This is a genomic window from Achromobacter anxifer (genome assembly GCF_903652925.1).
Classification (GTDB): Bacteria; Pseudomonadota; Gammaproteobacteria; order Burkholderiales; family Burkholderiaceae_B; genus Achromobacter; species Achromobacter anxifer.
The window spans coordinates 130,861-150,240 of the sequence record NZ_CAHLAR010000004.1 but is presented as its reverse complement, the minus strand read 5'-3'; the positions used below and the strand labels follow the sequence as shown (position 1 = coordinate 150,240).

The following is a 19,380-nucleotide window of genomic DNA, read 5'->3' as shown; positions in this document are numbered from 1 at the left end:
GCACATCCGCGCGCGCCTCAGTCTCGCGCCTGCTGGCAGACGCCCTGCCGCGTGGCCGGGCTACGCGTCTCGTCCATTGCTCCGCAAGCCGCCGCAGGCTTGCGGCGAAGCCACGCACCGACCTTTCACCAGCGCCATGCAACTCACCAAGAAATTCGTCAAAGCCAAGAACCCCTGCGCGGGCGGCTACAAATGGTTCATCCGCGACCACAACGGCCAAGGAGACTACCAGGCCGTGCTTGACGCCTTGGTCGCTGACGGCCGCGTCAGCGACGCCTGCTGGCTGCTGGACCAGTTCGGCCCGACCGACGCCGTGCTGCGGCTGGACGCCGTCGACGCCAACGCCATCGTCTTCGCCGGCACCCTGGAAGTGCGCATGGGCATCAACGTCGACAGCGTGGTGCGCGCCGGCCGCAGCATCATCACCGGCGGCGGCATCCGCGCCGGCGAAACCATCCAGGCGGGCGAAAACATCACGGCCGGCGCCAACCTCGCCAGCGGCGGCAACCTGCGCGCGGGCGGCGACGTCAGCGCCGAATGGGGCATCGAGACCGCCACGCGCCTGGACTGCGCCGGCAACGTCCGCGCCAAGTGGGACATCTGCGCCGGCCAGGACCTGGCCGTGACGGGTCACCTGCATGCCGGGCAGGACGTGCAAACGCAAGGCGCCATCAAATGCGGCCAGGGCATCAAGGCCGGCGGCGAAGTGCGCGCCGAGAAGGAAATAGACGCGGCCTGCGGCATCCAGGCCGGCGGCTCCATCCACTGCGGCGATCATCTCGCCTCGGGCTGGGGCCTGATCGCCGGCGAGGACATCCGCGCCGAAGGCTCGATCCGCGCCGGCGAAGGCGTGCAAGCCGAAGGCATCATCGAGGCCGGCGCGGGCCACGGCATCTACGCCGGCCTGAGCGTCCGTCTGGACGCCTGGTCCGCCTGCGCCCGGGTGGTGGCGCAGACCCGGCCGCAACAGCTGGTCAGCGGACACTGGGACGGCCAGGACGGGGCGGCCTACGCCTAGGCGCCCCGCGCCCGCGGCAACTATTCCGGCTTGATGTTCGCTTCCTGCATGCGCCTGCCCCAGGTGCCCAGCTGCGCCTGCACGAACTCCTGCTGCTGCGCCTGCGTGTTCGGCGCCACCGTCATGCCCAGGGCTGCGAACTTCTGCTGCACCTCCGGACGCGCCAAGGCCTCGTTCACGGCCTTGTTCAAGCGCTCCAGCACGGGCTGAGGAATTCCGGCCGGACCCGCCAGACCAACCCAGACCACCAGGTCGAACGCCTGGTAGCCGGTCTCGGCGAAAGTCGGAACATCAGGCAGGTCCGGCAGCCGGCGTTCGGTGCTGATGGCCAGCGCCCGCAACTTTCCGCCGCGCAACAGCGGCATCGCCACGGACAGGTCGGCCATCACGTAGTCGACCTGGCCGCCCGCCAGGTCCGTCAGCGCCGGCGGCTGGCTCTTGTATGGCACCCCTTCGGCGCGCACGCCGGCGATGCGGTTGAAGGCGGCCGCGCTGACCTGCCCTCCCGGCGAACCGTAGCCGTAGTTCAGGGAACCCGAGCCAGCCTTCTTCACGAACGTGGCCAGGTCCGTGTACGGGCTGTCCGCCCGCACCATCAGCAGCATCGGCATGGTGGTCAGGCGGGATACGTGGCTGAAGTCCTTCTGCGGGTCATACGGCAGATTCTTGAACAGGCCCGGATTGATGGAATTGAGCGAGCTGCTGGAGATCGTCAGCGTGTAGCCGTCGCCCGGCGAGCGCACCGCGTATTCGGTGCCGATCAGGCCCTGGGCGCCCGGTCGGTTCTCGACGATGACGTTGGCCTTCAGGTCGCGGCGCAGCTCTTCCGCGATGATGCGGGCGCTGGTATCGGTGGCGCTTCCGGGCGAAAAGGCGGCGACGATCTTGATGGGCTTGTCGCCGGGATAGGCGTCGGCTTGCGCTACCCCGTGCACGGACGCGCCCAGCACGGCGCACGCCAACAGCGCGTGTCTTATGGTTTTCATGGTGTTGTCTCCTGGTTTTATGGGTACTGCTTGGGTTGCGCTACCGCTCTGACGGCGGTGTCGTGGCATTCATTTCGCCCAGCCGCGGCGGTCCCCGGCGGATGGCCGCGGGCGTGCCTGACAGCTTTATCGGTATGCCCGGACCGTGGTAATCGTCGCGCCGCACCACCATCTGGCGATGCTCGGTATGCGCGGCGGCCGCCACCGCCGCCATGTCGAGAATCGGCGCGGCGGGCACGTTCTGCGCCAGCAGCTGCTTGCCGAACGCCTCACCGTCGACCTGCGCGAACGCCTGGGCCAGCGCAGCATCGACGGCCTCGCGGTTCACCACGCGCTGGCCGTTGGACTTGTAGCGCTCGTCCTGCGCCATTGCGGCCAGGCCGAGCTGCGCGCACAGCTTGGCGAACAGCCTGTCGTTGGCGACCGCGATGAATAGCGGACATGTGCGGGTCTGGTAGACGTTGTAGGGCACGATGTTGGGGTGCCCGTTGCCGCTGGGCCGCGGCGTGTTGCCCGACGCCAGGTAGTTGGCCATGAACGGATGCGCCACCGACACGGCGGAATCGTAGAGGCACACGTCCGCCATCTGCCCGCGGCCGGTGCGGTGGCGGGCCTGCAAGGCCAGCAGCACGGCAATCGCGGCGTTCATGCCGGTGGTGAGGTCGACCACCGGCACGCCCAGCCGCAGCGGTTCTCCGCCCGCTTCGCCATTGATGCTGAGCAGACCCGCCATCGATTGCACCGCGGCGTCGTAGCCCGGCAACTCGCCCAAGGGGCCGTCGTCGCCGAAGCCCGTGATGCGGCAATGAACCAGGCGCGGGAAGCGCTCGGTGATGGCGGCGGGCTCGGCCACGCCCCAGGCGCGCAGCGTGCTGGCCTTGAAGTTCTCGATCAGCACGTCGGCCGTCTCCAGCAACTGCCAGAACGTCTCGCGGCCGGTCTCGCTGTTCAGGTCCAGCACCATGCTGCGCTTGTTCCGGTTGACCGCGCGGAAGTAGGCCGAACTGCCATCCACGAACGGCGGGCCGAAGCCGCGGCATTCATCGCCCTCCGGCGATTCGATCTTGATGACGTCGGCGCCGTGATCTCCCAGCATCTGGCCGCAAAACGGCCCGGCCAGGACGCGCGACGCGTCGATCACGCGCAGGCCGGCCAGCGCGCCGCCTGCATCGCTGTTATGCATGTCTGTCTCCTTTCCGTATCGAGGCTCAGGCCTGGGCGCGAGCGATGAGCCAGCTGAATTCGCGGCCTTGCCCGCCTGTCCTGGCGCTCATGCTGAGCGCGAGCCGGTGGTTGTGGGCGTCCAGCGCCCCCTCCAGCAAGCCATTCCAGGCCTGTGCCAGGCAGGGATGCGCGTCGGCCACGCCGTCCATCAGGTTCCAGCCGCTTTGCGTCACGCGCACGCCTTCCGGCGTTTCGCTCAGTTCGCACGCGTCGCCTTGCGCCTGTGCCAGCGCCGCCATGAAACGGCCGAACTGCGAGGCGCCGGTCCCCTGCTCCACGCCCAGCGCGCGCGCCGTCTCGTGATAGAACTGCATGCCTATCATGCGTCCCGTCAGATGCAGCAGGCTGGCCGCTTCCTGCGGTCCCCACAGATTCACCGCGACCGGCAAGGCGCTGCGCACATACTCCATGGCGTAGTTGCGGCTGGCCTTGGCCAGGCGCGTCGCGGGCCAATCGGCGGTAGGCAGCGTGGGCGCGGCGGCGGGATCGAAATCGGGCGCATCCTCGCTGCGGCTGAAACGCAGGCGTTCATGCGGCTGCAGGTCGCGGTCGTATTCGTAGTAATAGCCTTCCAGGCCCGACTGGCCGTCGACGGCCTGCTTGGTGCACACGAAACCCAGGCGCGGATTGTTGAGCGACACGCCGTTCTGCGCATGCCACCCGGCCAGCATGGCGCGCGACACTTCCGACGGAATCGCGCACAGCGCGGTGCCGGACCAGATCCAGCGCGGCGCCGAGTAGCGTATCCAGGCCTTGCGCTCGGACTCGGGCATGTACTGCACCGCCACGCCGCCGATATGGTTGGACAGATAGTGATACTGGGCTGCCGCTACCGCCGGCGGCAGATGCGCGATCCCCAGCTTTTGCAGGCCCGGCAGGAAACGCTCGTTGCGCTGGCGGCAAAAGATCTCGTACACCAGTTCCGCCGCGCGCGCCGTGCCGCGGCGGGTCACGGCGGACAGGACGATGCCCGTGAAATAGGCGTGATACCACTCGGAGACCGCGCGCCAACCGCGCTCCTCGGTTTGCTGTTCATGCATGGCGGTTCGCTCCGGTCGGCACTGCCACGACGCCGGGCAGCAAGGATTGCATGGACGCGACGGCGAAATCGGCGATGTCGCGGGCGATGGCTTCGCGGTCCGCCTGGGTTTCGCCGACCCTGGGGCGATACCACATGGTGGTCCAGTTCAACGCGCCCAGCAGCGGCTTGACCAACAGGGCCGGCACGCCGCGCCGGAAGTCGCCCGCCGCCATGCCGGCCTCGATCACGGCGCGGAACAACGACTCGTAGCGGTCGCGCTGCCGCACCAGATCTTCCAGTTCCGCCCGCTGCCCCGCCGTGGTGCGCCCGGCCAGATGCAGCTCCACCCCCTGCACCGTGACGCGCTGGTATGGCAGGTGCTCCATCATCAGATGCGTGTGCGCATGCGCCATGTTCCACAAACGCTGCGAGGGCGAAGCGCTGGCGTCCTCCGCCAGCGGCGTCACCGTATCCAGGTTCAGCTGCATGGCGCGCCGGTGCACGGCGAAGAACAGGTCGGTCTTGCTGCGGTAGTAGTAATAGACGCTGCCCTTGGTGACGCCGATCTGGTCGGCAACCGAATCGATGGTCGTGGCCGCGAAGCCCATTTCGGTGAAGGCATGCGCCGCCGCATCCAGCAATTCCACCTGCCGCAGCGGCATCTCTTCGTAGGGAATGGCGGTCTTGGCTTTCATGCCGCCTCCGCTTGCGCGCCGGCATGGGCGCTCTTCTTGATGGCGCGGGCCAGCACCACGCGCTGGATCTCGGACGTGCCTTCGTAGATTTCCGTGATGCGCTGGTCGCGGTAGCAGCGTTCCACCGTGCTGGGCTTGACGTAGCCGCGCCCGGCCAGGATCTGCATCGCGTCGTCCACCACGCTGTGCGAGGTCTCGCTGGCCAGGAGCTTGGCCATGGCGCCCAAGGTGCCGATGTCCTGCCCGGCGTCGTAGGCGCGCGCGGCCTCATAGGTCATCATCCGCGACGACGACAGCGCGGTCGCCGCGTCCGCCAGCTTGAAGCCCACGCCCTGGTGGTCGATGATGCTGCGGCCAAAGGTCTGGCGCTGCACCGCGAAGTCCGCCGCTTCGGCATAGCTGCACAAGGCAATGCCATTGGCCTGCGCCGCAACCACGACGCGCCCGATGCTCAGGGTCGCCAGGGCGAGCTTCAGGCCCTCCCCCACTTTGCCGACGACGCTGTCCGCGCCCACCCAGGTGTCCAGCTTCAGGTTGGTGGTGGTCGTGCCGCGTATGCCCATCTTGTCTTCGTAGTGGTCGACCACCACGCCGGGCGCGTCGCGGTCGACCACGAATGCGCTGATGTTGTTGCGCGCGCCGGGCTCTCCCGTGCGGGCGAAGACGATGAAGTGGCGCGAATGGCCGCCGTTGCCCAGCCAGCATTTTTCGCCCCGGATGCGCCAGCCCTCGCCTTCAGGCGTCGCCGTCGTCGCCAAGGCACCGGCGTCCGAACCCGCCCCGCGCTCGCTCAGCGCGAAATTGACCGCGTGGCCATGCCGCGCCAGGCCGCCGAGCAGCGCCTCCTTCTGCGCGGCCGAGCCGCCCAGGATGACCGGGAACGCGCCCAGCGACAGGGCCGCCAGGATGGCGGCCGTGGACGCGCACCCCTGGGCCACGGTTTCCACCACCGTGACCAGCGAGGTCAGCGAGGCGCCCGAGCCGCCGTACTCGGCCGGAATGAACAAACCCGAAATACCGCTCTCCCGCAAGGGCGCCAGGTGCTCCACCGGATAACGTTGATCCCGGTCTATGGCGGCCGCAGCGGGCGCAAATGCCAACGCAGTCAGGGCGGCGGCCTTGTCCCGCCAGGCGCTTTCCTGGGGGTTCAAGGAGGGATTCCAGATCACGGACATGCTTGTCTCCTGCAACATACTAATCAGTATTTAATTGGCTGGATGAGAACATACTACTTGGTATTTTTCTTCGATACCTGGGGAAAACCCGCCGTGAATATGCAGCCCGTGAACGAGCTCAAGCTCGTTCACGGGCCACCCCATCAAGCGGGCGCTGCCCTGGCTATGCCCGGCTCGCCGCCGGCGCCGGACTGCGCAGCACCAGCATCAACCCCAGCAGAATCGCCCCCATTCCGCCCACGCTCAGGGCGGACAGCCGGTTGCCCAGGATCAGGTAGTCCAGAGCCGCCGTGCCGGCCGGAACCAGGTAGAACAGGCTGGTGACGTTGACCAGATTGCCGGCCTGGATCATGCGGTAGAACAGCAGGGTCGCGCCGACAGAGATCACCAGGCCCATCCACAGCAGCGGCAGGATGAAGCCCGCGACCCATTCCACCCGGATGGGCTGGGACGGCACGAACAGCAGGCACAGCGCCAGGCTGACGACGTACTGCAGCGGCATCACGTCCATGGGTGCCTGGCGCACGCGCTTTTGCAGGATGGCGCCCGCCGTCATGCTGGCCAGCGCGCCCAGCGCGTACACCATGCCGGCTGCGGAAAAGCGCGCCATGCCGATGCTCTGGTAGACCACCATAACCAACCCGCACAAGGCAAGGAACAGCCCGGCCAGGCGCGCCGGCGAATAGCGCCGTTCCATCAAGGCCAGCGTGAGGATGGGCTGCGCGCCCAGCAGCGTGGCCAGGACTCCCGGCGTGATGCCGTGATCCAGCGCCAGCAGATAGCAGATGGAGTAGCCGCCGATCAGCAGCAGGCCTGTGCCCGCCACCATGGCGCGCGTGCCGGGCTCAGGCAGCCAGCGCCGCCGCCACGCGCAGATGAGCAGCAGCACGGCCAGGGCCAGGATGAAACGCAACAGCAGGAAGCCGAAGGCGGAGGCGTGGGACAGCCCCCATTTGGCGAAAATCGCGCCGCCGCTCCACAGCAGCACGAACAAGGAAGTGGAGCCGTAGGAGGTCCACGCGGTTCTATCGAAAGACATGAGGTTTCTACCTGTCGAGGTAATAACAGGCTCCGTCCCCGTCCGCGCGTGCGGACGCAAATGCGCATGACGGACGCGGCAAGCGTCACAACGTCTGGCGGACCTGCTTGGAAAGGGACTGGAGTCGCGGTGCGGACGGCGTCAGCCGACGACGGCCGCTACAGGCGGGTAAGCGCCCGAGACCACGCCGCAAGGCGGCGAGACCGGCGGCGATACCACCGTGGAAACGACAGGAGAAAAACCAGGGGAAACTGCGGAATGCCCGGACAGCGCACGCGCACGCGCGCCGGCTGCGGGAGCAGCACGGGCGAAATCGGCGAGGAGCGTGTGGTCAGGCATGGGGCGTAGCCTACCGGCTGAGCCCCGCGCGGTCAAGCGATGCGCCGCTGCTCCACGCCCATGTCGCGCCACGCTTCGCCGTGGCAGGTGAACATCAGGATCTGATGCCGCGTCGCGGCGTCGAACAGCGCGCGCTTCATGAAGTCGCGCCGCGCGTCGTCCGTATGGACCAGCGCATCGTCGAGCAGCAGCAGCGTGGGCCGCCCCGCTTCGCGTAGCAGGTCCGCGTAAGCGAAGCGCGCCAGAATGCCCAGCTGTTCACGCGTGCCGAAGCTGAGCGCGGACAGCAGATCCTCGCCCGCGCCGCGGCGCAGCGCCATGGGTAGCAAGGTTTCGTCCAAGCGCAGGTCGGCCTCGGGGAACAGCAGCGCCAGATAGTGGTTCAGGCGGCGCGCCAGCGGCGCTTGCAAGCGTTGCGTGGCGGCGGTCCTCTTGTCGGTCAGCAGCTTGAGCAGCAACTCCAGCGCGTCGGCCCGGCGGGCGAAGTCGGCGCGGCGCCGTTCCAGGCGTTCGCAGGCGGCTGCGGCCTCCGACAGGCGTTCGCCCAGGCCCTGCGCACCGGCCTGGTCGAGCTTGCCTTGCAACTGCAGGATCTCACCGTGGCGCTTGTGTTGCGCCTCGCGTTCAATGGCGGCGGACTTCTCGTAGCGCTGCACATCCTGTTCCACGAGTTCGGGGCGATGCCCGGCCAATGCGGCCTGCGCCTCGCGCACGCGGCGCTCCAGTTCGTCATGGCTGCTGCGCGCCTCGGCCAGACGGCCGGCGCGCGCCTGGCGTTGCGCGCCCCGCTCGGCAGATTGCTGATCGGCGCTGCGGGCGGCGGCCTGGTTTTCGAGCAGCTGGGCGCGGGCGCTGTCGGCATCCATGGCGCGCTGGGCTGCGGCCAGCGTGGTGTCGGCCTGGGCTGCGACGGCCTCGGCTTCGCGCAGCGCCTGCTGCGCCGCAGGCAGGTCGCCGTCCTCCGCATCGGGCGCGGCCGGCAGCTTGTCCAGGCGCGCCTGTAATTGAACGCGGCGCGCCAGCGCGTCGTCGCGCTGGCCGCGCAAGACGTCCACGCCCTTGGGCGCATGGATGCCCAGCGTCTTGCGCATGCCGTCCAGCTCGCGCAGCAAGGCGACGTGGCGCGCGTGGCGCTGTTCGGCCTCCGCCAGCGTCGCGCTGCCCACGCGCTTGAGCAAGGCCGCGCTGGCCGCCAGGGCCGCGCCGACTTCGCGTTCCAGCGCCGGCAGGTCCTTGCCACCCGGCTCGATGCGAAAACGTCCGACGCCTGGCAGATCCAGCTCGGCCGCCGCCGTCAGCAGGACTTCGTCCGCGCCGCTCAGCATGCGGCCGTCCAGGCGCGCCTGGCCGCCGGCTTCCAGCTGATACGACAGGCGGGTGGCGACGGCCTGCTGCTGCAATTGCAGCTTGGCCAGTTCGCGCTCGGCCTTGCGCAGCGCATCGATGTCGCTGTCTGCGATTTCGATGCGCAGGGCCTCCGCCTTCAGCGTGGAGCCCTGCTCGATCAGCGTCGTGACTTCCTTCAAAGCGCCGTCCAGGCGTTCGATCTCGGCGCCCAACTGGCCCAGCTGATGCTCCACATCGCGCCGGTCGGCCGCCGCCTGCACCGAGGCGACGCGCCGGCGCGCGGCTTCCACCGCGGCGGCGTGCGACTGGCGCTGCTGTTGTGCGCGCGCCAGCGGCTCGCGCGCTTCTTCCACCCGGGCGCGCGCGGCGCGGGCCTCGCTGACCAGGGCCTGGAGTTCCACCTCATCCTGCTGGTCGCGCCGGACCTGGTCCTGCAACAGCGCCAGGGTCTGCGCGGCCTGCGCCTGTTCGCGGCTCAGGCCTTCGTATGCTTCACGCTCCTTGGCCAGGGCCGCCAGGCGCGAGCGCGCCTCCCCCGCCTTGGCCTCGAAGTCCTTCCAGGGCTGCTCGGCCTGGGCGCGCTCGTGGTCGCGGCGCAACTCGGCCAGCCGGTCCACGTCAGCGTTCAACTGCGCCATGGCTTGCGCGCATTCATCGCGCTCGGCCACGGCGCGCGCCAGCGCATCCTCGGCTTCCTTGTAGGCGCCCTTGGGACGGCCGTTGCGCGCATCCAGCAACGCGCCGCGCTCCCCAGCCACGCGATCGTAAAGGCGGTCGCCATCGCCGGAAGCGAGCTCGCCGGACAGCTGCGTCAGCGCATCGCGCAAATGCGCGCCCGCGTAACCCGCAGCTTCCTGCAGATTGTGGCCATCGCCCTGCTGTATCCACAACAGGCCGGGGATGCCGGCCAGGTCCGGCTTGCTCTGCCCCCGCCCCGCCAGCTCGAAACCCAGCAGCGCGGCCAACGCGTTCTCGGCCTCCTCGCCGTCCAGGCGCTGCGCGCCTCCGTCGATCAGCAGCTCGCAGCGGGCGCGCGACAGGAATTGCTTCTTCAGCACATAGCTGTGCCCCGCGTGCTCGAATTCCAGTTCGACGCTGGGCCGCGCGCCGGACTCGCCGTGCGGCGCAAGATCGGCGACCTTGCTGGTGCTGTAGCGTTCGAGAAAGGCGGAGCGGATGGCCGCGGCCACCGTGCTCTTGCCGGCTTCGTTCGGCCCCACGAACAGGTTCAGGCCATCCTCCAGCCCCTCCAGCGCCATGGGCTGGCGGAACTTGCGGAATTCTTCCAGGGCGATGCGCGTGAGCTTCATTTGGCGGCTCCCGGCGCGGCGCTTTCGCGCTGGAACCGCAGCAACAGCCGCAAGGCCTCGCCCGCGACCGCGGCCTGCTCCGGATCCGCTTGCAGGGCCTGCAACTGGGCCGCGACCTCGCCCACGTAGCCGCTGGCGCGCAACTCGGCCAGGTCGGCTTCATCCGGCTCCAGCAACAGGCCGGACAGGTCCGGCAGCAGCGCCCGCACCTGGGCCGCCGCCTGATCCACCGCGCGTTGCAGCGATTCCCAGGTTTCCATGTTGACGTGCCCCTGCACGTCCAGCCGCAGAACATCCTCGGCGCGCAGCTGCGCCATGCGCTCGGCCAGGGCCTGCGCGTCCGTGGGCAGGCTCAGCGTTTCCGACCAGGCCGACCAGCGGTACTTGCCGGTGGCCAGCCGCTCGACGGCGGGCGCGGCGCCCGGCGCGGCGATCCGCACATGCAGCGCATAGCCGGGCTCGTTGCCGCGGAAACGGTCCTGCTCCGGCGTGCCGGCATACCAGGTGCGCTCGTCGACGGACAGGCAGCCATGCCAGTCACCCAAGGCCAGATAGTCCAGCCGGGCGCGCGCCGCGCGGTCCGCGGCGATGGGGTTGGTGGCGTCTATGGTGTCGGGCAGCCTGCCCGCCACGCTGCCGTGCGCCAGGCCCACGCGGATGCGGCCGGGCTCTGTCTCCAGCGCGTCGAAGGCCTGGGTCACGTCGTCATAGGTATGGCGCTGCGTCAGCGGCGCGGCCAGCACGGCCAGGTTGATCGCGGCCAGGTCGACGACTTCCGTGCGCAGCGGCACGTGCACGTTGGACGGGATGCAGCCCAGCTGCATTGCGCGGCTCCAGACGCTGTCGGCAAGCGCCGCGTCATGGTTGCCGGCGATCATGACCCAGGGACCGGCGTAACCCGCCATGGCGGCGAACAGGCGGCGTATCGTGCGATCCGACACGCCTTGCGTATCGAACACGTCGCCCGCCACCAGCACCGCGTCCACGGCGCGCTCGGCCGCCAGCGCGGCGATGCGCGCCACGACGTCGAAGCGGGCCTCGGCCAGCATGGCGGCGTCGTCGGTTTCAAACTGGCCGTATTGTCGGCCGATCTGCCAGTCGGCGGTATGCAGGAAATGGGTCATGCGGGCCATTGTAGATGGCCCATGCGCGGCGCCGGCTGCGGAATTCCGAAGAATTGCCGCCGGCTTGCCGCAAGCGCAATCAGGCGCTCTTGCCGTCCAGCACCAATGCCTGGTTCGACGCCGCCTTGCGGTCGTAGCGCGACAGGCTCAGGTCGTCGCTGCGGATCGCGGGACGCTGGCCCATGACCAGATCGGCCACCAGCTTGCCGGAGCCGCAAGCCATGGTCCAGCCCAGCGTGCCATGGCCCGTGTTCAGGTACAGATTGCCGTAGCGGCTGGCGCCGACCACGGGCGTGCCGTCCGGCGTCATGGGACGCAGGCCGGTCCAGAACTCGGCCTGGGCCACGTGGCCGCTGCCCGGGAACAGGTCGTTGACCACCAACTCCAGGGTCTTGCGGCGGGCCTCCTTCAGGCGCAAGTCGAAGCCCGCGATCTCGGCCATGCCGCCCACGCGGATGCGCTGGTCGAAGCGCGTGACGGCGATCTTGTAGGTCTCGTCCAGAATGGTCGAGACCGGCGCGGCCGACTCGTCCGCCATGGGGATGGTGAGCGAGTAGCCCTTCAGCGGATAGACCGGCAGGTCCAGGTCCAGCGGCTTGAGGAAGTCGCGCGTGTAGCTGCCGAAGGCGGCGACGTAGCGGTCGGCGGTCAGGACTTCATTGCCCACGCGCACGCCGGTGATCTGGCCGCCGGCCGTGTTCAGACCCGACACCGTCTGGCCGAAACGGAACTCCACGCCCAGGGCCTTGGCCATTTCGGCCAGACGCGTCGTGAACAGCTGGCAATCGCCGGTTTCGTCGTTGGGCAGGCGCAGGCCGCCGGTCAGCTTGTGCAGCGAGCGCGCCAGGGCGGGCTCGGCCGTCACCAGGCGATTGCGGTCCAGCAGTTCGTAAGGCACGCCCACCTCTTCCAGCACCGCGATGTCGCGGCGGGCGGCTTCCAGCTGGGCTTCCGTACGGAACAGCTGCAGCGTGCCGCGGGTGCGCTCTTCATAGTGGATGCCGGCGGACTGGCGCAGTTCACGCAGGCAGTCGCGGCTGTACTCGGACAGGCGCAGCATGCGCTCCTTGTTCACCGAGTAGCGTTCGGCCGAACAGTTGGCCAGCATGGCCGCCATCCATTTCAGCTGGAACAGGCTGCCGTCCAGGCGGATGGCCAGCGGCGCATGCTTCTGGAACAGCCACTTGATGGCCTTCAGCGGAATGCCGGGCGCGGCCCAGGGCGTGGAATAGCCCGGCGACACCTGCCCGGCGTTGGCATAGCTGGTCTCCTGCGCCGCCGAGGGCTGGCGGTCCAGCACCGTGACCTTGGCGCCCTGACGGGCCAGATAATAGGCGGTGGTGGTGCCGATGACGCCGCTGCCGAGGACGATGACGTGCATGATTCTTTCCGATGATTGGTTTTGTTCAGGAATTTCGGTAGTCTATGGGCCTCTCAGCAGTGAAAAGCACTGAAGATTTTCCTTTGGCAGTGCTTTTTCCCGGCCCCATCCTGTTTTTCGATCGCCAAAAGTGAAATGCGCGAGCTAGACCGTATCGACCTGAAAATCCTGGATATCCTGCAGCGGGAAGGCCGCATTTCGGTGACCGAACTGGCCGACCGGATCAGCCTGTCGGCCACCCCCTGCTCCGACCGCGTCAAGCGCATGGAGCGCGAAGGCGTCATCACGGGTTACCATGCGCGCGTCAATCCGGCCGCGCTGGGCAAGAACCTGCTGGTGTTCCTGGAAATAAAGCTGTCCGCCAAGTCGGGCGACGTCTTCGACAAGGTCAAGAAAGAGCTGCTCTACGTGCCCGAAGTCATGGAATGCCACCTGGTATCCGGCGACTTCGACTACCTCGTCAAGGCCCGCCTGACTGAAATGAACGAGTACCGCCGTCTCCTCGGCGAAATCCTCAAGCGCCTGCCCGCGTCCGCCGAATCGCGCAGCTACGTGGTCATGGAGGAAATCAAGGAGACCCTCTACCTGCCCGTGGACCGCTAACGGCACGCCGCATGCTGTTTGTTACCGGCAGGTTCCGCGCCGGCTGCTATGCTGGCGGCCCTTCGGCGCGTGCCACTGCCGCGTAATCCGACCCTAATTTATTTACCCATGTCCATGACCCGTCTCTATAAATACTTCTTCCGCGGACTGATCACCGTCCTGCCGCTGGCCCTGACGATCTATCTGCTCTATATCTTCCTGGCCTGGACCGAAGCCGTCGCGCTGACCTTCCTGCGCCCCTTCATCGGCGGCTTCTATGTGCCCGGCATGGGCCTGGCGCTGGGCATCCTGGGCATCCTGGCCATCGGCTACCTGGTGTCCAAGGAGCGCGTGCAGCGCGTGCTGGTGCTGCTGGAAATGCCGTTCACCAACCTGCCGGTGGTCAAGAGCATCTATTCGTCGCTGAAGAGCTTCGCGGACTATTTCTCGCCCAGTTCCAAGAACACCGCGCAGCAGGTCGTGATCCTGCGCATTCCCGGCCAGCAGCTGGAACTGGTGGGCCTGGTCACCCGGCGCAACATGGAAGGCCTGCCTGAAGGCTTCACCCCGGGCGAGCGCGTCGCCGTGTACCTGCCCATGGGCTACATGATCGGCGGCTATACCGTGTTCGTGCCCCAGGAATGGGTCCAGCCGATCCAGATGTCGGTCGAGGAGGCCATGCGCTCGTCCCTGATCGCCTGGATGGCCCGCGCCGAACCCACCAACCGTCCGGCCGCGCCCGTCTCCGCCGAACCGCCCGCCGACGCCCAGGGCGGCGCCAACAGCGGCGGCCAGGCCTGAGCGCCCTTCCCCAACTTTTCTGACAGTCGCAACATGCCCATCATCGAGTTCACACTGGCCGCAGGCAGCCCCTATATCGAAGTCAACCAGCTGCTCAAGGCCACCGGCGTGTGCGACAGCGGCGGCGCCGGCAAGATGCTCGTGGCCGATGGCCACGTCAGCGTGGGCGGCGTGGTCGAAAGCCGCAAGACGGCCAAGATCCGCGCCGGCCAGATCGTCACCTGCGGCGATGTGCGCATCGTCGTGCGCGCCCCCGACGCCGGTGGCGCGGACGCCTGAAGCCCTAACTCCCAGACTCGCCGCGAGCCGCCATGAAATTCAAGATGTCCCAGAACTCCATCTTCGCCGTGCTGCTGCGCTCGCCGTGGTGGATGAGCGCCGGCGTGGCCGTGCTGCTGTCGGCGGGCGGCTTTGCCGCGCTGCCCCTGGAGTACGCCGCGATGGGCGTGTTCGCGGCGGTGCCGTTCGCGGTCATCGCGATCATGGCCGCCTACAAGCAGTTGCGCGCGCCCTCGGAGACGCGCGTGCAGGCCGTGGCCGAAGCCGCCGCGGGCATGTCCTGGGCGGAGTTCTCCAAGACGGTCGAGGCCGGTTTCCAGCGCGATGGCTGCGAGGTGCAGCGCCTGCAACTGCCGGGCGCCGATTTCGCCCTGAGCAAGGACGGCCACGTCGCCCTGGTCAGCGCCAAGCGCTGGAAGGCCGCCCGCGTGGGCGTCGAGCCCCTGCGCGAACTGCAGGCGGCGCGCGAAAAGCGCGGCGCGCGCGAAGCCATCTACATCGCCCTGGGCGAAGTCTCGGACAACGCGTTGCAATACGCCAAGTCGCAGGGCGTGTCGCTGATGACCGCGCCCGAACTGGCCAAGCTGCTGCGCGATCTGAAACCCTGACCCGGACGAGACGATGAGCGACCGGCTGCTTGCAGACCTCGTGCTCGTCGTGCATGGCCTGTTCGTCGCCTTCGTGGTGTTCGGCGGCCTGCTGGCGCTGTGGAAACGCTGGATCGCCTACCTGCACCTGCCAGCGCTGGCCTGGGGCGCCCTGGTGATAGGCATGGGCTGGATCTGCCCGCTGACGCCGCTGGAAATATCGCTGCGGCAGCAGGCCGGCCAGCAGGGCTATGGCGGCGGCTTCATCGAACACTATCTGCTGAGCCTGATCTACCCGGCAGGCATTACCCGCGAAGTGCAGATCGCGCTGGCCGCGCTGCTGATCGTGGGCAACATCGTCGTGTACACACTGTGGGTCAGGCGCGGCCGGCGCCGGCCGGGCTAGCGCCACAGCCCCTGCCGCCCGACGCTGCGCGGCAAGGCGCCCGGCCATGCACGACGCGCCACGAACCGCGCCATAGGTCACCCTACTGGCCGCACTGCAAGCGGCACCGCAAGCAGCGCTACAGCCCGCGGGCGATCACCAGGCGCTGGATGTCGCTGGTGCCTTCGTAGATCTGGCACACGCGCACGTCGCGGTAGATGCGCTCCACCGGAAAATCCTTCAGGTAGCCGTAGCCTCCCAGGGTCTGGATCGCCGCCGAGCAGACCTTCTCAGCCATCTCGGACGCGAACAGCTTGGCCATCGACGCCTCGGTCAATGCGGGCCTGCCGGCCTCGCGCAGGGCCGCCGCGTGCAGCACCATCTGGCGCGCCGCGTGGATCTGCGTGGCCATGTCGGCCAGGCGGAACGACACGGCCTGATGCTCCATGATGGGTTTGCCGAAGGCCTGGCGGTCGCGCGCGTAATCGCGCGCGCATTCGAACGCGGCCCGCGCCATGCCCACCGATTGCGAGGCGATGCCGATGCGCCCGCCTTCCAGGTTGGACAGCGCGATCTTGTAGCCCTCGCCTTCCGCGCCCAGGCGGTAAGCGGCAGAAATGCGCATGTCCTCGAACGCGATCTGGCAGGTGTCGGACAGATGCTGGCCCAGCTTGTCTTCCACCCGCAACACCTTGTAGCCCGGGGTGTCGGTGGGCACGATGAAGGCGGAGATGCCGCGCTTGCCGGCGTCGGGGTCGGTCACCGCGAACACGATCACGACCTGGCCATTCCGGCCCGATGTGATGAACTGCTTGGCGCCGTTGATGATGTAGTCGTCGCCGTCGCGGCGGGCCCGGGTGCTCAGGCTGCTGGCATCGGACCCCGCCTGCGGTTCGGTCAGCGCGAAGCCCCCGATGTACTCGCCGCGCGCGAGCGGACGCAGGAACTGTTCCTTCTGCGCGTCGCTGCCGTACTTCAGGATGGGCATGCAAGCGACCGAGTTATGCACGCTCATGATGGTGGAGCAGGCGCCGTTGCCCGCCGCGATCTCCTCCAGCGCGACCGCGTACGAGATATAGCCGCTGTCATTGCCGTCCCAGGCTTCGGGCACCAGCATGCCGAAAAAGCCGAGTTCCGCCATTTCCGCGATGGCATCGGCGGGATAGTGATGATCGCGGTCCCAGCGTTCCGAGTTGGGCGCCAGGCGCTCCTGCGCGTAGCGGCGCGCCATTTCCTGAACGCTGAGCTGTTCTTCCGTCAAAAGCATGGCTGTCTCTCCTGATGCGATGGCGGCCGGGCGCGACCGGCTCTGTTCTGCGAGGAGGGGCCGCAGCGGCCCCTGCATGACCGCCAGAATACACCGCCGTCCGGCGCTTCCGGCGGCGGCAACGGCACCTGTTCCCGCTGCGTGCATAATGGCGGGCAGACCGGCCCGCCCTCCCCATGGAGCAACGGGCCGGACGTCCATATGCCCATGCCTGGAGACACCGTGCTGGATCCGATACTTGCCGAACTCTCGACCACCCTGCCCGAGGCCAGATCAGTCGAAGAACTGACGCGCCCGCTGCTGGACATGCTGGGCGAGGTGACCGGGCTTGAGTCCACCTATCTCACGTCGATAGACCTGAAGGCGGACCTGCAGCAGATCCGCTACGCGCGCAATGTCGGGCAACTGCAAATCCCCGAAGGCCTGTCCGTGCCCTGGGACGACACGCTCTGCAAGCGCGCCCTGGACGAAGGCCGCATGTGCACCAGCGACGTCTCGCTCAGCTGGCCGGACTCGGACGCCGCGCGCCAACTGGGCATCCAGACCTACGTCAGCGCGCCCGTGCGCGCCGATGACGGCCTGTTGTTCGGTACCCTCTGCGCCGCCAGCGCCAGCCGGCACGACATCCCCGCCCAGGCGGAATCGGTGCTGAAGCTGTTCTCCAGCGTGATCGCCCGCTTCCTGGAACGCGAAATGCTGATGGAGCAGCTGCACGCCGCCAACGTCCAGCTCCTGTCCTACGCGCTGACGGATGCGCTGACCGGCCTGCCCAACCGCCGCGCGCTCTACGAAGCCCTGGACCGCCTGCAGGCGCGCGCCATCCGCGAAGGAGGCAGCGTGCTGGTGGGGGTGATAGACCTGGATGGATTCAAGGGCATCAACGATGTTTATGGGCACCAGCAAGGCGACGCGTTCCTGCAGGACGTCTCGCGCCGCATCGCCGCGGCGCTGCGCGCCTCGGACATGCTGGGGCGGATAGGCGGCGACGAGTTCGTGGTGATCGGGCCGGGCCCGGCGCTGGCCGCGGAAGAAGCCGCGCGCGGCGGCGCGACGCAGCGCGGCGAAGCGGAAGCCGCAGCCCGCTCGCTGGAGGAACGCGCCACCGCGGCCACCGTCGGACGTTATCAGTTGGGCGAGGATGTCATCCCCTACGAAGGCGCCAGCGTCGGCGTGGTGGCGCTGGACCCGCGCGGCCTGGACGCCGAGGCCGCCGTCCGCCTGGCCGATGCCCGCATGTACGAAGTGAAGCGCGCCCGCAAGGCGGCGCGCGTCATCCACTAAGCCAGGGTCGCGCCCCGGCTCAGGCCGCCGCAGGCGCGACCGCGGCGCCCTCGATGCCATGACGGCGCAGTGCGTCCGCCACGAAGCCGCTGGCCTTCAGCTCTTCGACGAACGCCGACAGCACCGCCATGGCTTCGGCGCCGCGGCTTCTGGGTGCGCCCATGGCCTGGCGTATGGTCATGAAGCTGCCCGGCAACAGCCGCAGTCCCGTCAGGCGCCGCGCGTCCGCCTCCAGCTGCTGCGATACGCCGGCGGCCACCTCCGTGCCTTCGGCCAAAAAGGTGTCGACCACCGCCGGCGACGTGGGCGCGCGCGTGATGGCCGCCTGCTTCAATTCGCGGGTCAGGAACAGATCGTAGGCGCTGCCGCGGCCGACGGTGACACGATTCCCTTCGCGGTCCACCTCATCCAACGCGCGCAATGGGGAATCCTCGCGCACCAGGTAGGCGCCCTGGATCAGCACGTAGGCATCGGTGAAGACGACGCCGGCAGCGCGCAAGGGATCGATCGCGAAAAAGCCGATGTCCGCGTCTTCCCGCGTCACGGTTTCCACGGACGCGCCCGCGCTGTCCAGCACGACCAGGTCCAGCGGCACGCCCAGCCGCTGCGCGAAGGCGCGCGCAAGGTCCACGGACACGCCTGCAGGCGCGCCGCTGGCGTCGCGCCCGGCCAGTATGGGGTTGCCCAGATTGATGGATGCCCGCAGGCGGCCGGTCGGAGTGAAGGCGGAGATGATGTTTGAGTCGAGTTTCATAGGTATATGGAAATCATGAGGCGCCGCGCTTGAATGCAGGGCCGCAGCAAAGGTCGATGCGCGTCGGTTCCAGCGTGTCGCCGAACCACGCATTCAGCACCGCCTGGCGTTCGCCGACATAGACGGGTTGGCCGTCCGCGTCCAGCTTCATGCCGAGGTCGTGGCCCGGCACCAGCAATGTGCCGGGCGTCTTGCGCCAAAGCGCCCAGATGCGCGCCAGCGTGGCGCGGCTGGCGTCCATGTCGGCGCTGTCGTTGACCGTGCCCGACAGCAGCTCGGCCCGGTTTTTCGCGGCGTCGCCCGTGAAGAGCACGGTTTGCCGGCCGTCGTCGACGTAGAACAGCAGATGGCCCGGCGTGTGCCCCGGCGACGCGATCGCCCGCAGGCCTGGCAGGAACTCGTCGCCATCGCGCACCCGACGCACGCGTTCCGATGCCGCCAGTTCGCGCACGTACAGTTCCGGCAGAGGATTGAACCCGGGCGGCTGGGCGGCGGCCCAGGCCAGCTCCAGCTCGCCGATCCAGACCGTGGCGTTGGGAAACAGGGTGAAATTGACGGCGTGGTCGTAGTGCGCGTGCGTCAGCACCACGTCGGTGATGTCGGCGGCCAACACGCCGCAGCGGTTCAGGTGCTGGCCCAGCAGATGCCGCACGCCGAACGCGCCTACGTCCACCAGTACCTTGCGCCCGCCGCCCTGCAGCAGCGTGGTGGTGCTCCAGCCCAGCCCGCCATGGCATAGCGAGCGTCCGGGGTAGCCCTGTATCAATACCTCGATGTCGTACATG

Annotated in this window: 19 protein-coding genes; 7 read left to right on the top strand and 12 right to left on the bottom strand. The window is 68.3% G+C overall.

What is annotated here, in order from left to right; genetic code table 11:
- Positions 1–136 precede the first annotated feature (136 nt).
- A complete protein-coding gene (locus HWY37_RS13750) occupies positions 137–1,018 on the top strand; it encodes a hypothetical protein (RefSeq protein ID WP_175205525.1) in 882 nt (293 codons plus the stop codon).
- Positions 1,019–1,038: 20 nt separating this feature from the next.
- On the opposite strand, the gene HWY37_RS13745 is transcribed toward HWY37_RS13750, so the two are convergent.
- From HWY37_RS13745 to HWY37_RS13705, 9 genes are all read right to left on the bottom strand, one after another.
- Complete coding sequence (locus HWY37_RS13745; protein ID WP_175205524.1) at positions 1,039–2,004, bottom strand: Bug family tripartite tricarboxylate transporter substrate binding protein; 966 nt, start codon at positions 2,002–2,004, stop codon at positions 1,039–1,041.
- A 40-nt stretch (positions 2,005–2,044) separates the two neighbouring features.
- The gene (locus HWY37_RS13740) at positions 2,045–3,187 is read right to left on the bottom strand and encodes a CaiB/BaiF CoA transferase family protein (RefSeq protein WP_175205523.1); all 1,143 of its coding nucleotides are present in this window, start codon (positions 3,185–3,187) and stop codon (positions 2,045–2,047) included.
- A gap of 25 nt (positions 3,188–3,212) precedes the next feature.
- Positions 3,213–4,268, bottom strand: a complete 1,056-nt coding sequence (locus HWY37_RS13735) for a hypothetical protein (RefSeq protein WP_175205522.1) — start codon at positions 4,266–4,268, stop codon at positions 3,213–3,215.
- Positions 4,261–4,944: a TetR/AcrR family transcriptional regulator gene (locus HWY37_RS13730; RefSeq protein WP_176088865.1), complete on the bottom strand. Its 684-nt coding sequence runs from the start codon at positions 4,942–4,944 to the stop codon at positions 4,261–4,263. Before HWY37_RS13730 ends, HWY37_RS13735 begins: the two co-directional genes overlap by 8 nt.
- Entirely contained in the window at positions 4,941–6,119 is a 1,179-nt protein-coding gene (locus HWY37_RS13725; RefSeq protein ID WP_175205520.1) for an acyl-CoA dehydrogenase family protein, read from the bottom strand. The genes HWY37_RS13730 and HWY37_RS13725 overlap by 4 nt, the downstream gene beginning before the upstream one ends.
- Positions 6,120–6,282: 163 nt before the next feature.
- Entirely contained in the window at positions 6,283–7,158 is an 876-nt protein-coding gene (locus HWY37_RS13720) for a DMT family transporter (RefSeq protein ID WP_175205519.1), read from the bottom strand.
- A 371-nt stretch (positions 7,159–7,529) separates the two neighbouring features.
- Complete coding sequence (locus HWY37_RS13715) at positions 7,530–10,154, bottom strand: AAA family ATPase (RefSeq protein ID WP_175205518.1); 2,625 nt, start codon at positions 10,152–10,154, stop codon at positions 7,530–7,532.
- Entirely contained in the window at positions 10,151–11,278 is a 1,128-nt protein-coding gene (locus tag HWY37_RS13710) for a metallophosphoesterase family protein (RefSeq protein WP_175205517.1), read from the bottom strand. The genes HWY37_RS13715 and HWY37_RS13710 overlap by 4 nt, the downstream gene beginning before the upstream one ends.
- Positions 11,279–11,357: 79 nt before the next feature.
- Positions 11,358–12,659, bottom strand: coding sequence for a D-amino acid dehydrogenase (locus tag HWY37_RS13705; protein ID WP_175205516.1), 1,302 nt, complete (start codon positions 12,657–12,659; stop codon positions 11,358–11,360).
- A gap of 135 nt (positions 12,660–12,794) precedes the next feature.
- Here HWY37_RS13705 and HWY37_RS13700 point away from each other — a divergent pair, with 135 nt between their 5' ends.
- The 5 genes from HWY37_RS13700 to HWY37_RS13680 all read left to right on the top strand — a co-directional run bounded on the left by HWY37_RS13700 (position 12,795) and on the right by HWY37_RS13680 (position 15,314).
- Entirely contained in the window at positions 12,795–13,262 is a 468-nt protein-coding gene (locus HWY37_RS13700; RefSeq protein ID WP_013394098.1) for a winged helix-turn-helix transcriptional regulator, read from the top strand.
- 114 nt (positions 13,263–13,376) lie between these two features.
- Positions 13,377–14,042: a DUF502 domain-containing protein gene (locus HWY37_RS13695; RefSeq protein ID WP_176088864.1), complete on the top strand. Its 666-nt coding sequence runs from the start codon at positions 13,377–13,379 to the stop codon at positions 14,040–14,042.
- 33 nt (positions 14,043–14,075) lie between these two features.
- Complete coding sequence (locus HWY37_RS13690) at positions 14,076–14,321, top strand: RNA-binding S4 domain-containing protein (RefSeq protein ID WP_175205515.1); 246 nt, start codon at positions 14,076–14,078, stop codon at positions 14,319–14,321.
- Between the two features lie 32 nt (positions 14,322–14,353).
- Positions 14,354–14,929 carry a restriction endonuclease gene (locus HWY37_RS13685; protein ID WP_176088863.1) on the top strand — a complete coding sequence of 192 codons (576 nt, stop codon included), beginning with the start codon at positions 14,354–14,356 and terminating at the stop codon, positions 14,927–14,929.
- A 13-nt stretch (positions 14,930–14,942) separates the two neighbouring features.
- Complete coding sequence (locus tag HWY37_RS13680; protein WP_176088862.1) at positions 14,943–15,314, top strand: DUF2784 domain-containing protein; 372 nt, start codon at positions 14,943–14,945, stop codon at positions 15,312–15,314.
- 118 nt (positions 15,315–15,432) lie between these two features.
- Here the strand turns inward: HWY37_RS13680 and HWY37_RS13675 are convergent, their stop codons facing one another.
- A complete protein-coding gene (locus HWY37_RS13675; RefSeq protein ID WP_176088861.1) occupies positions 15,433–16,560 on the bottom strand; it encodes an acyl-CoA dehydrogenase family protein in 1,128 nt (375 codons plus the stop codon).
- A 201-nt stretch (positions 16,561–16,761) separates the two neighbouring features.
- Here HWY37_RS13675 and HWY37_RS13670 point away from each other — a divergent pair, with 201 nt between their 5' ends.
- On the top strand, positions 16,762–17,841 hold the full coding sequence (locus tag HWY37_RS13670) for a sensor domain-containing diguanylate cyclase (protein ID WP_176088860.1): 1,080 nt from the start codon (positions 16,762–16,764) through the stop codon (positions 17,839–17,841).
- Positions 17,842–17,860: 19 nt separating this feature from the next.
- Here the strand turns inward: HWY37_RS13670 and HWY37_RS13665 are convergent, their stop codons facing one another.
- Positions 17,861–18,595, bottom strand: a complete 735-nt coding sequence (locus HWY37_RS13665) for an ABC transporter substrate-binding protein (RefSeq protein WP_176088859.1) — start codon at positions 18,593–18,595, stop codon at positions 17,861–17,863.
- 13 nt (positions 18,596–18,608) lie between these two features.
- The gene (locus HWY37_RS13660) at positions 18,609–19,379 is read right to left on the bottom strand and encodes an MBL fold metallo-hydrolase (protein WP_175205509.1); all 771 of its coding nucleotides are present in this window, start codon (positions 19,377–19,379) and stop codon (positions 18,609–18,611) included.
- Position 19,380 lies beyond the last annotated feature (1 nt).

Bases quoted from the DNA above. Each gene is read 5' to 3' on its own strand.
- HWY37_RS13750 (WP_175205525.1), top strand. From the start codon at position 137: ATGCAACTCACCAAGAAATTCGTCAAAGCCAAGAACCCCTGCGCGGGC.
- HWY37_RS13745 (WP_175205524.1), bottom strand. From the start codon at position 2,004: ATGAAAACCATAAGACACGCGCTGTTGGCGTGCGCCGTGCTGGGCGCG.
- HWY37_RS13740 (WP_175205523.1), bottom strand. From the start codon at position 3,187: ATGCATAACAGCGATGCAGGCGGCGCGCTGGCCGGCCTGCGCGTGATC.
- HWY37_RS13735 (WP_175205522.1), bottom strand. From the start codon at position 4,268: ATGCATGAACAGCAAACCGAGGAGCGCGGTTGGCGCGCGGTCTCCGAG.
- HWY37_RS13730 (WP_176088865.1), bottom strand. From the start codon at position 4,944: ATGAAAGCCAAGACCGCCATTCCCTACGAAGAGATGCCGCTGCGGCAG.
- HWY37_RS13725 (WP_175205520.1), bottom strand. From the start codon at position 6,119: ATGTCCGTGATCTGGAATCCCTCCTTGAACCCCCAGGAAAGCGCCTGG.
- HWY37_RS13720 (WP_175205519.1), bottom strand. From the start codon at position 7,158: ATGTCTTTCGATAGAACCGCGTGGACCTCCTACGGCTCCACTTCCTTG.
- HWY37_RS13715 (WP_175205518.1), bottom strand. From the start codon at position 10,154: ATGAAGCTCACGCGCATCGCCCTGGAAGAATTCCGCAAGTTCCGCCAG.
- HWY37_RS13710 (WP_175205517.1), bottom strand. From the start codon at position 11,278: ATGACCCATTTCCTGCATACCGCCGACTGGCAGATCGGCCGACAATAC.
- HWY37_RS13705 (WP_175205516.1), bottom strand. From the start codon at position 12,659: ATGCACGTCATCGTCCTCGGCAGCGGCGTCATCGGCACCACCACCGCC.
- HWY37_RS13700 (WP_013394098.1), top strand. From the start codon at position 12,795: ATGCGCGAGCTAGACCGTATCGACCTGAAAATCCTGGATATCCTGCAG.
- HWY37_RS13695 (WP_176088864.1), top strand. From the start codon at position 13,377: ATGACCCGTCTCTATAAATACTTCTTCCGCGGACTGATCACCGTCCTG.
- HWY37_RS13690 (WP_175205515.1), top strand. From the start codon at position 14,076: ATGCCCATCATCGAGTTCACACTGGCCGCAGGCAGCCCCTATATCGAA.
- HWY37_RS13685 (WP_176088863.1), top strand. From the start codon at position 14,354: ATGAAATTCAAGATGTCCCAGAACTCCATCTTCGCCGTGCTGCTGCGC.
- HWY37_RS13680 (WP_176088862.1), top strand. From the start codon at position 14,943: ATGAGCGACCGGCTGCTTGCAGACCTCGTGCTCGTCGTGCATGGCCTG.
- HWY37_RS13675 (WP_176088861.1), bottom strand. From the start codon at position 16,560: ATGCTTTTGACGGAAGAACAGCTCAGCGTTCAGGAAATGGCGCGCCGC.
- HWY37_RS13670 (WP_176088860.1), top strand. From the start codon at position 16,762: ATGCCCATGCCTGGAGACACCGTGCTGGATCCGATACTTGCCGAACTC.
- HWY37_RS13665 (WP_176088859.1), bottom strand. From the start codon at position 18,595: ATGAAACTCGACTCAAACATCATCTCCGCCTTCACTCCGACCGGCCGC.
- HWY37_RS13660 (WP_175205509.1), bottom strand. From the start codon at position 19,379: ATGTACGACATCGAGGTATTGATACAGGGCTACCCCGGACGCTCGCTA.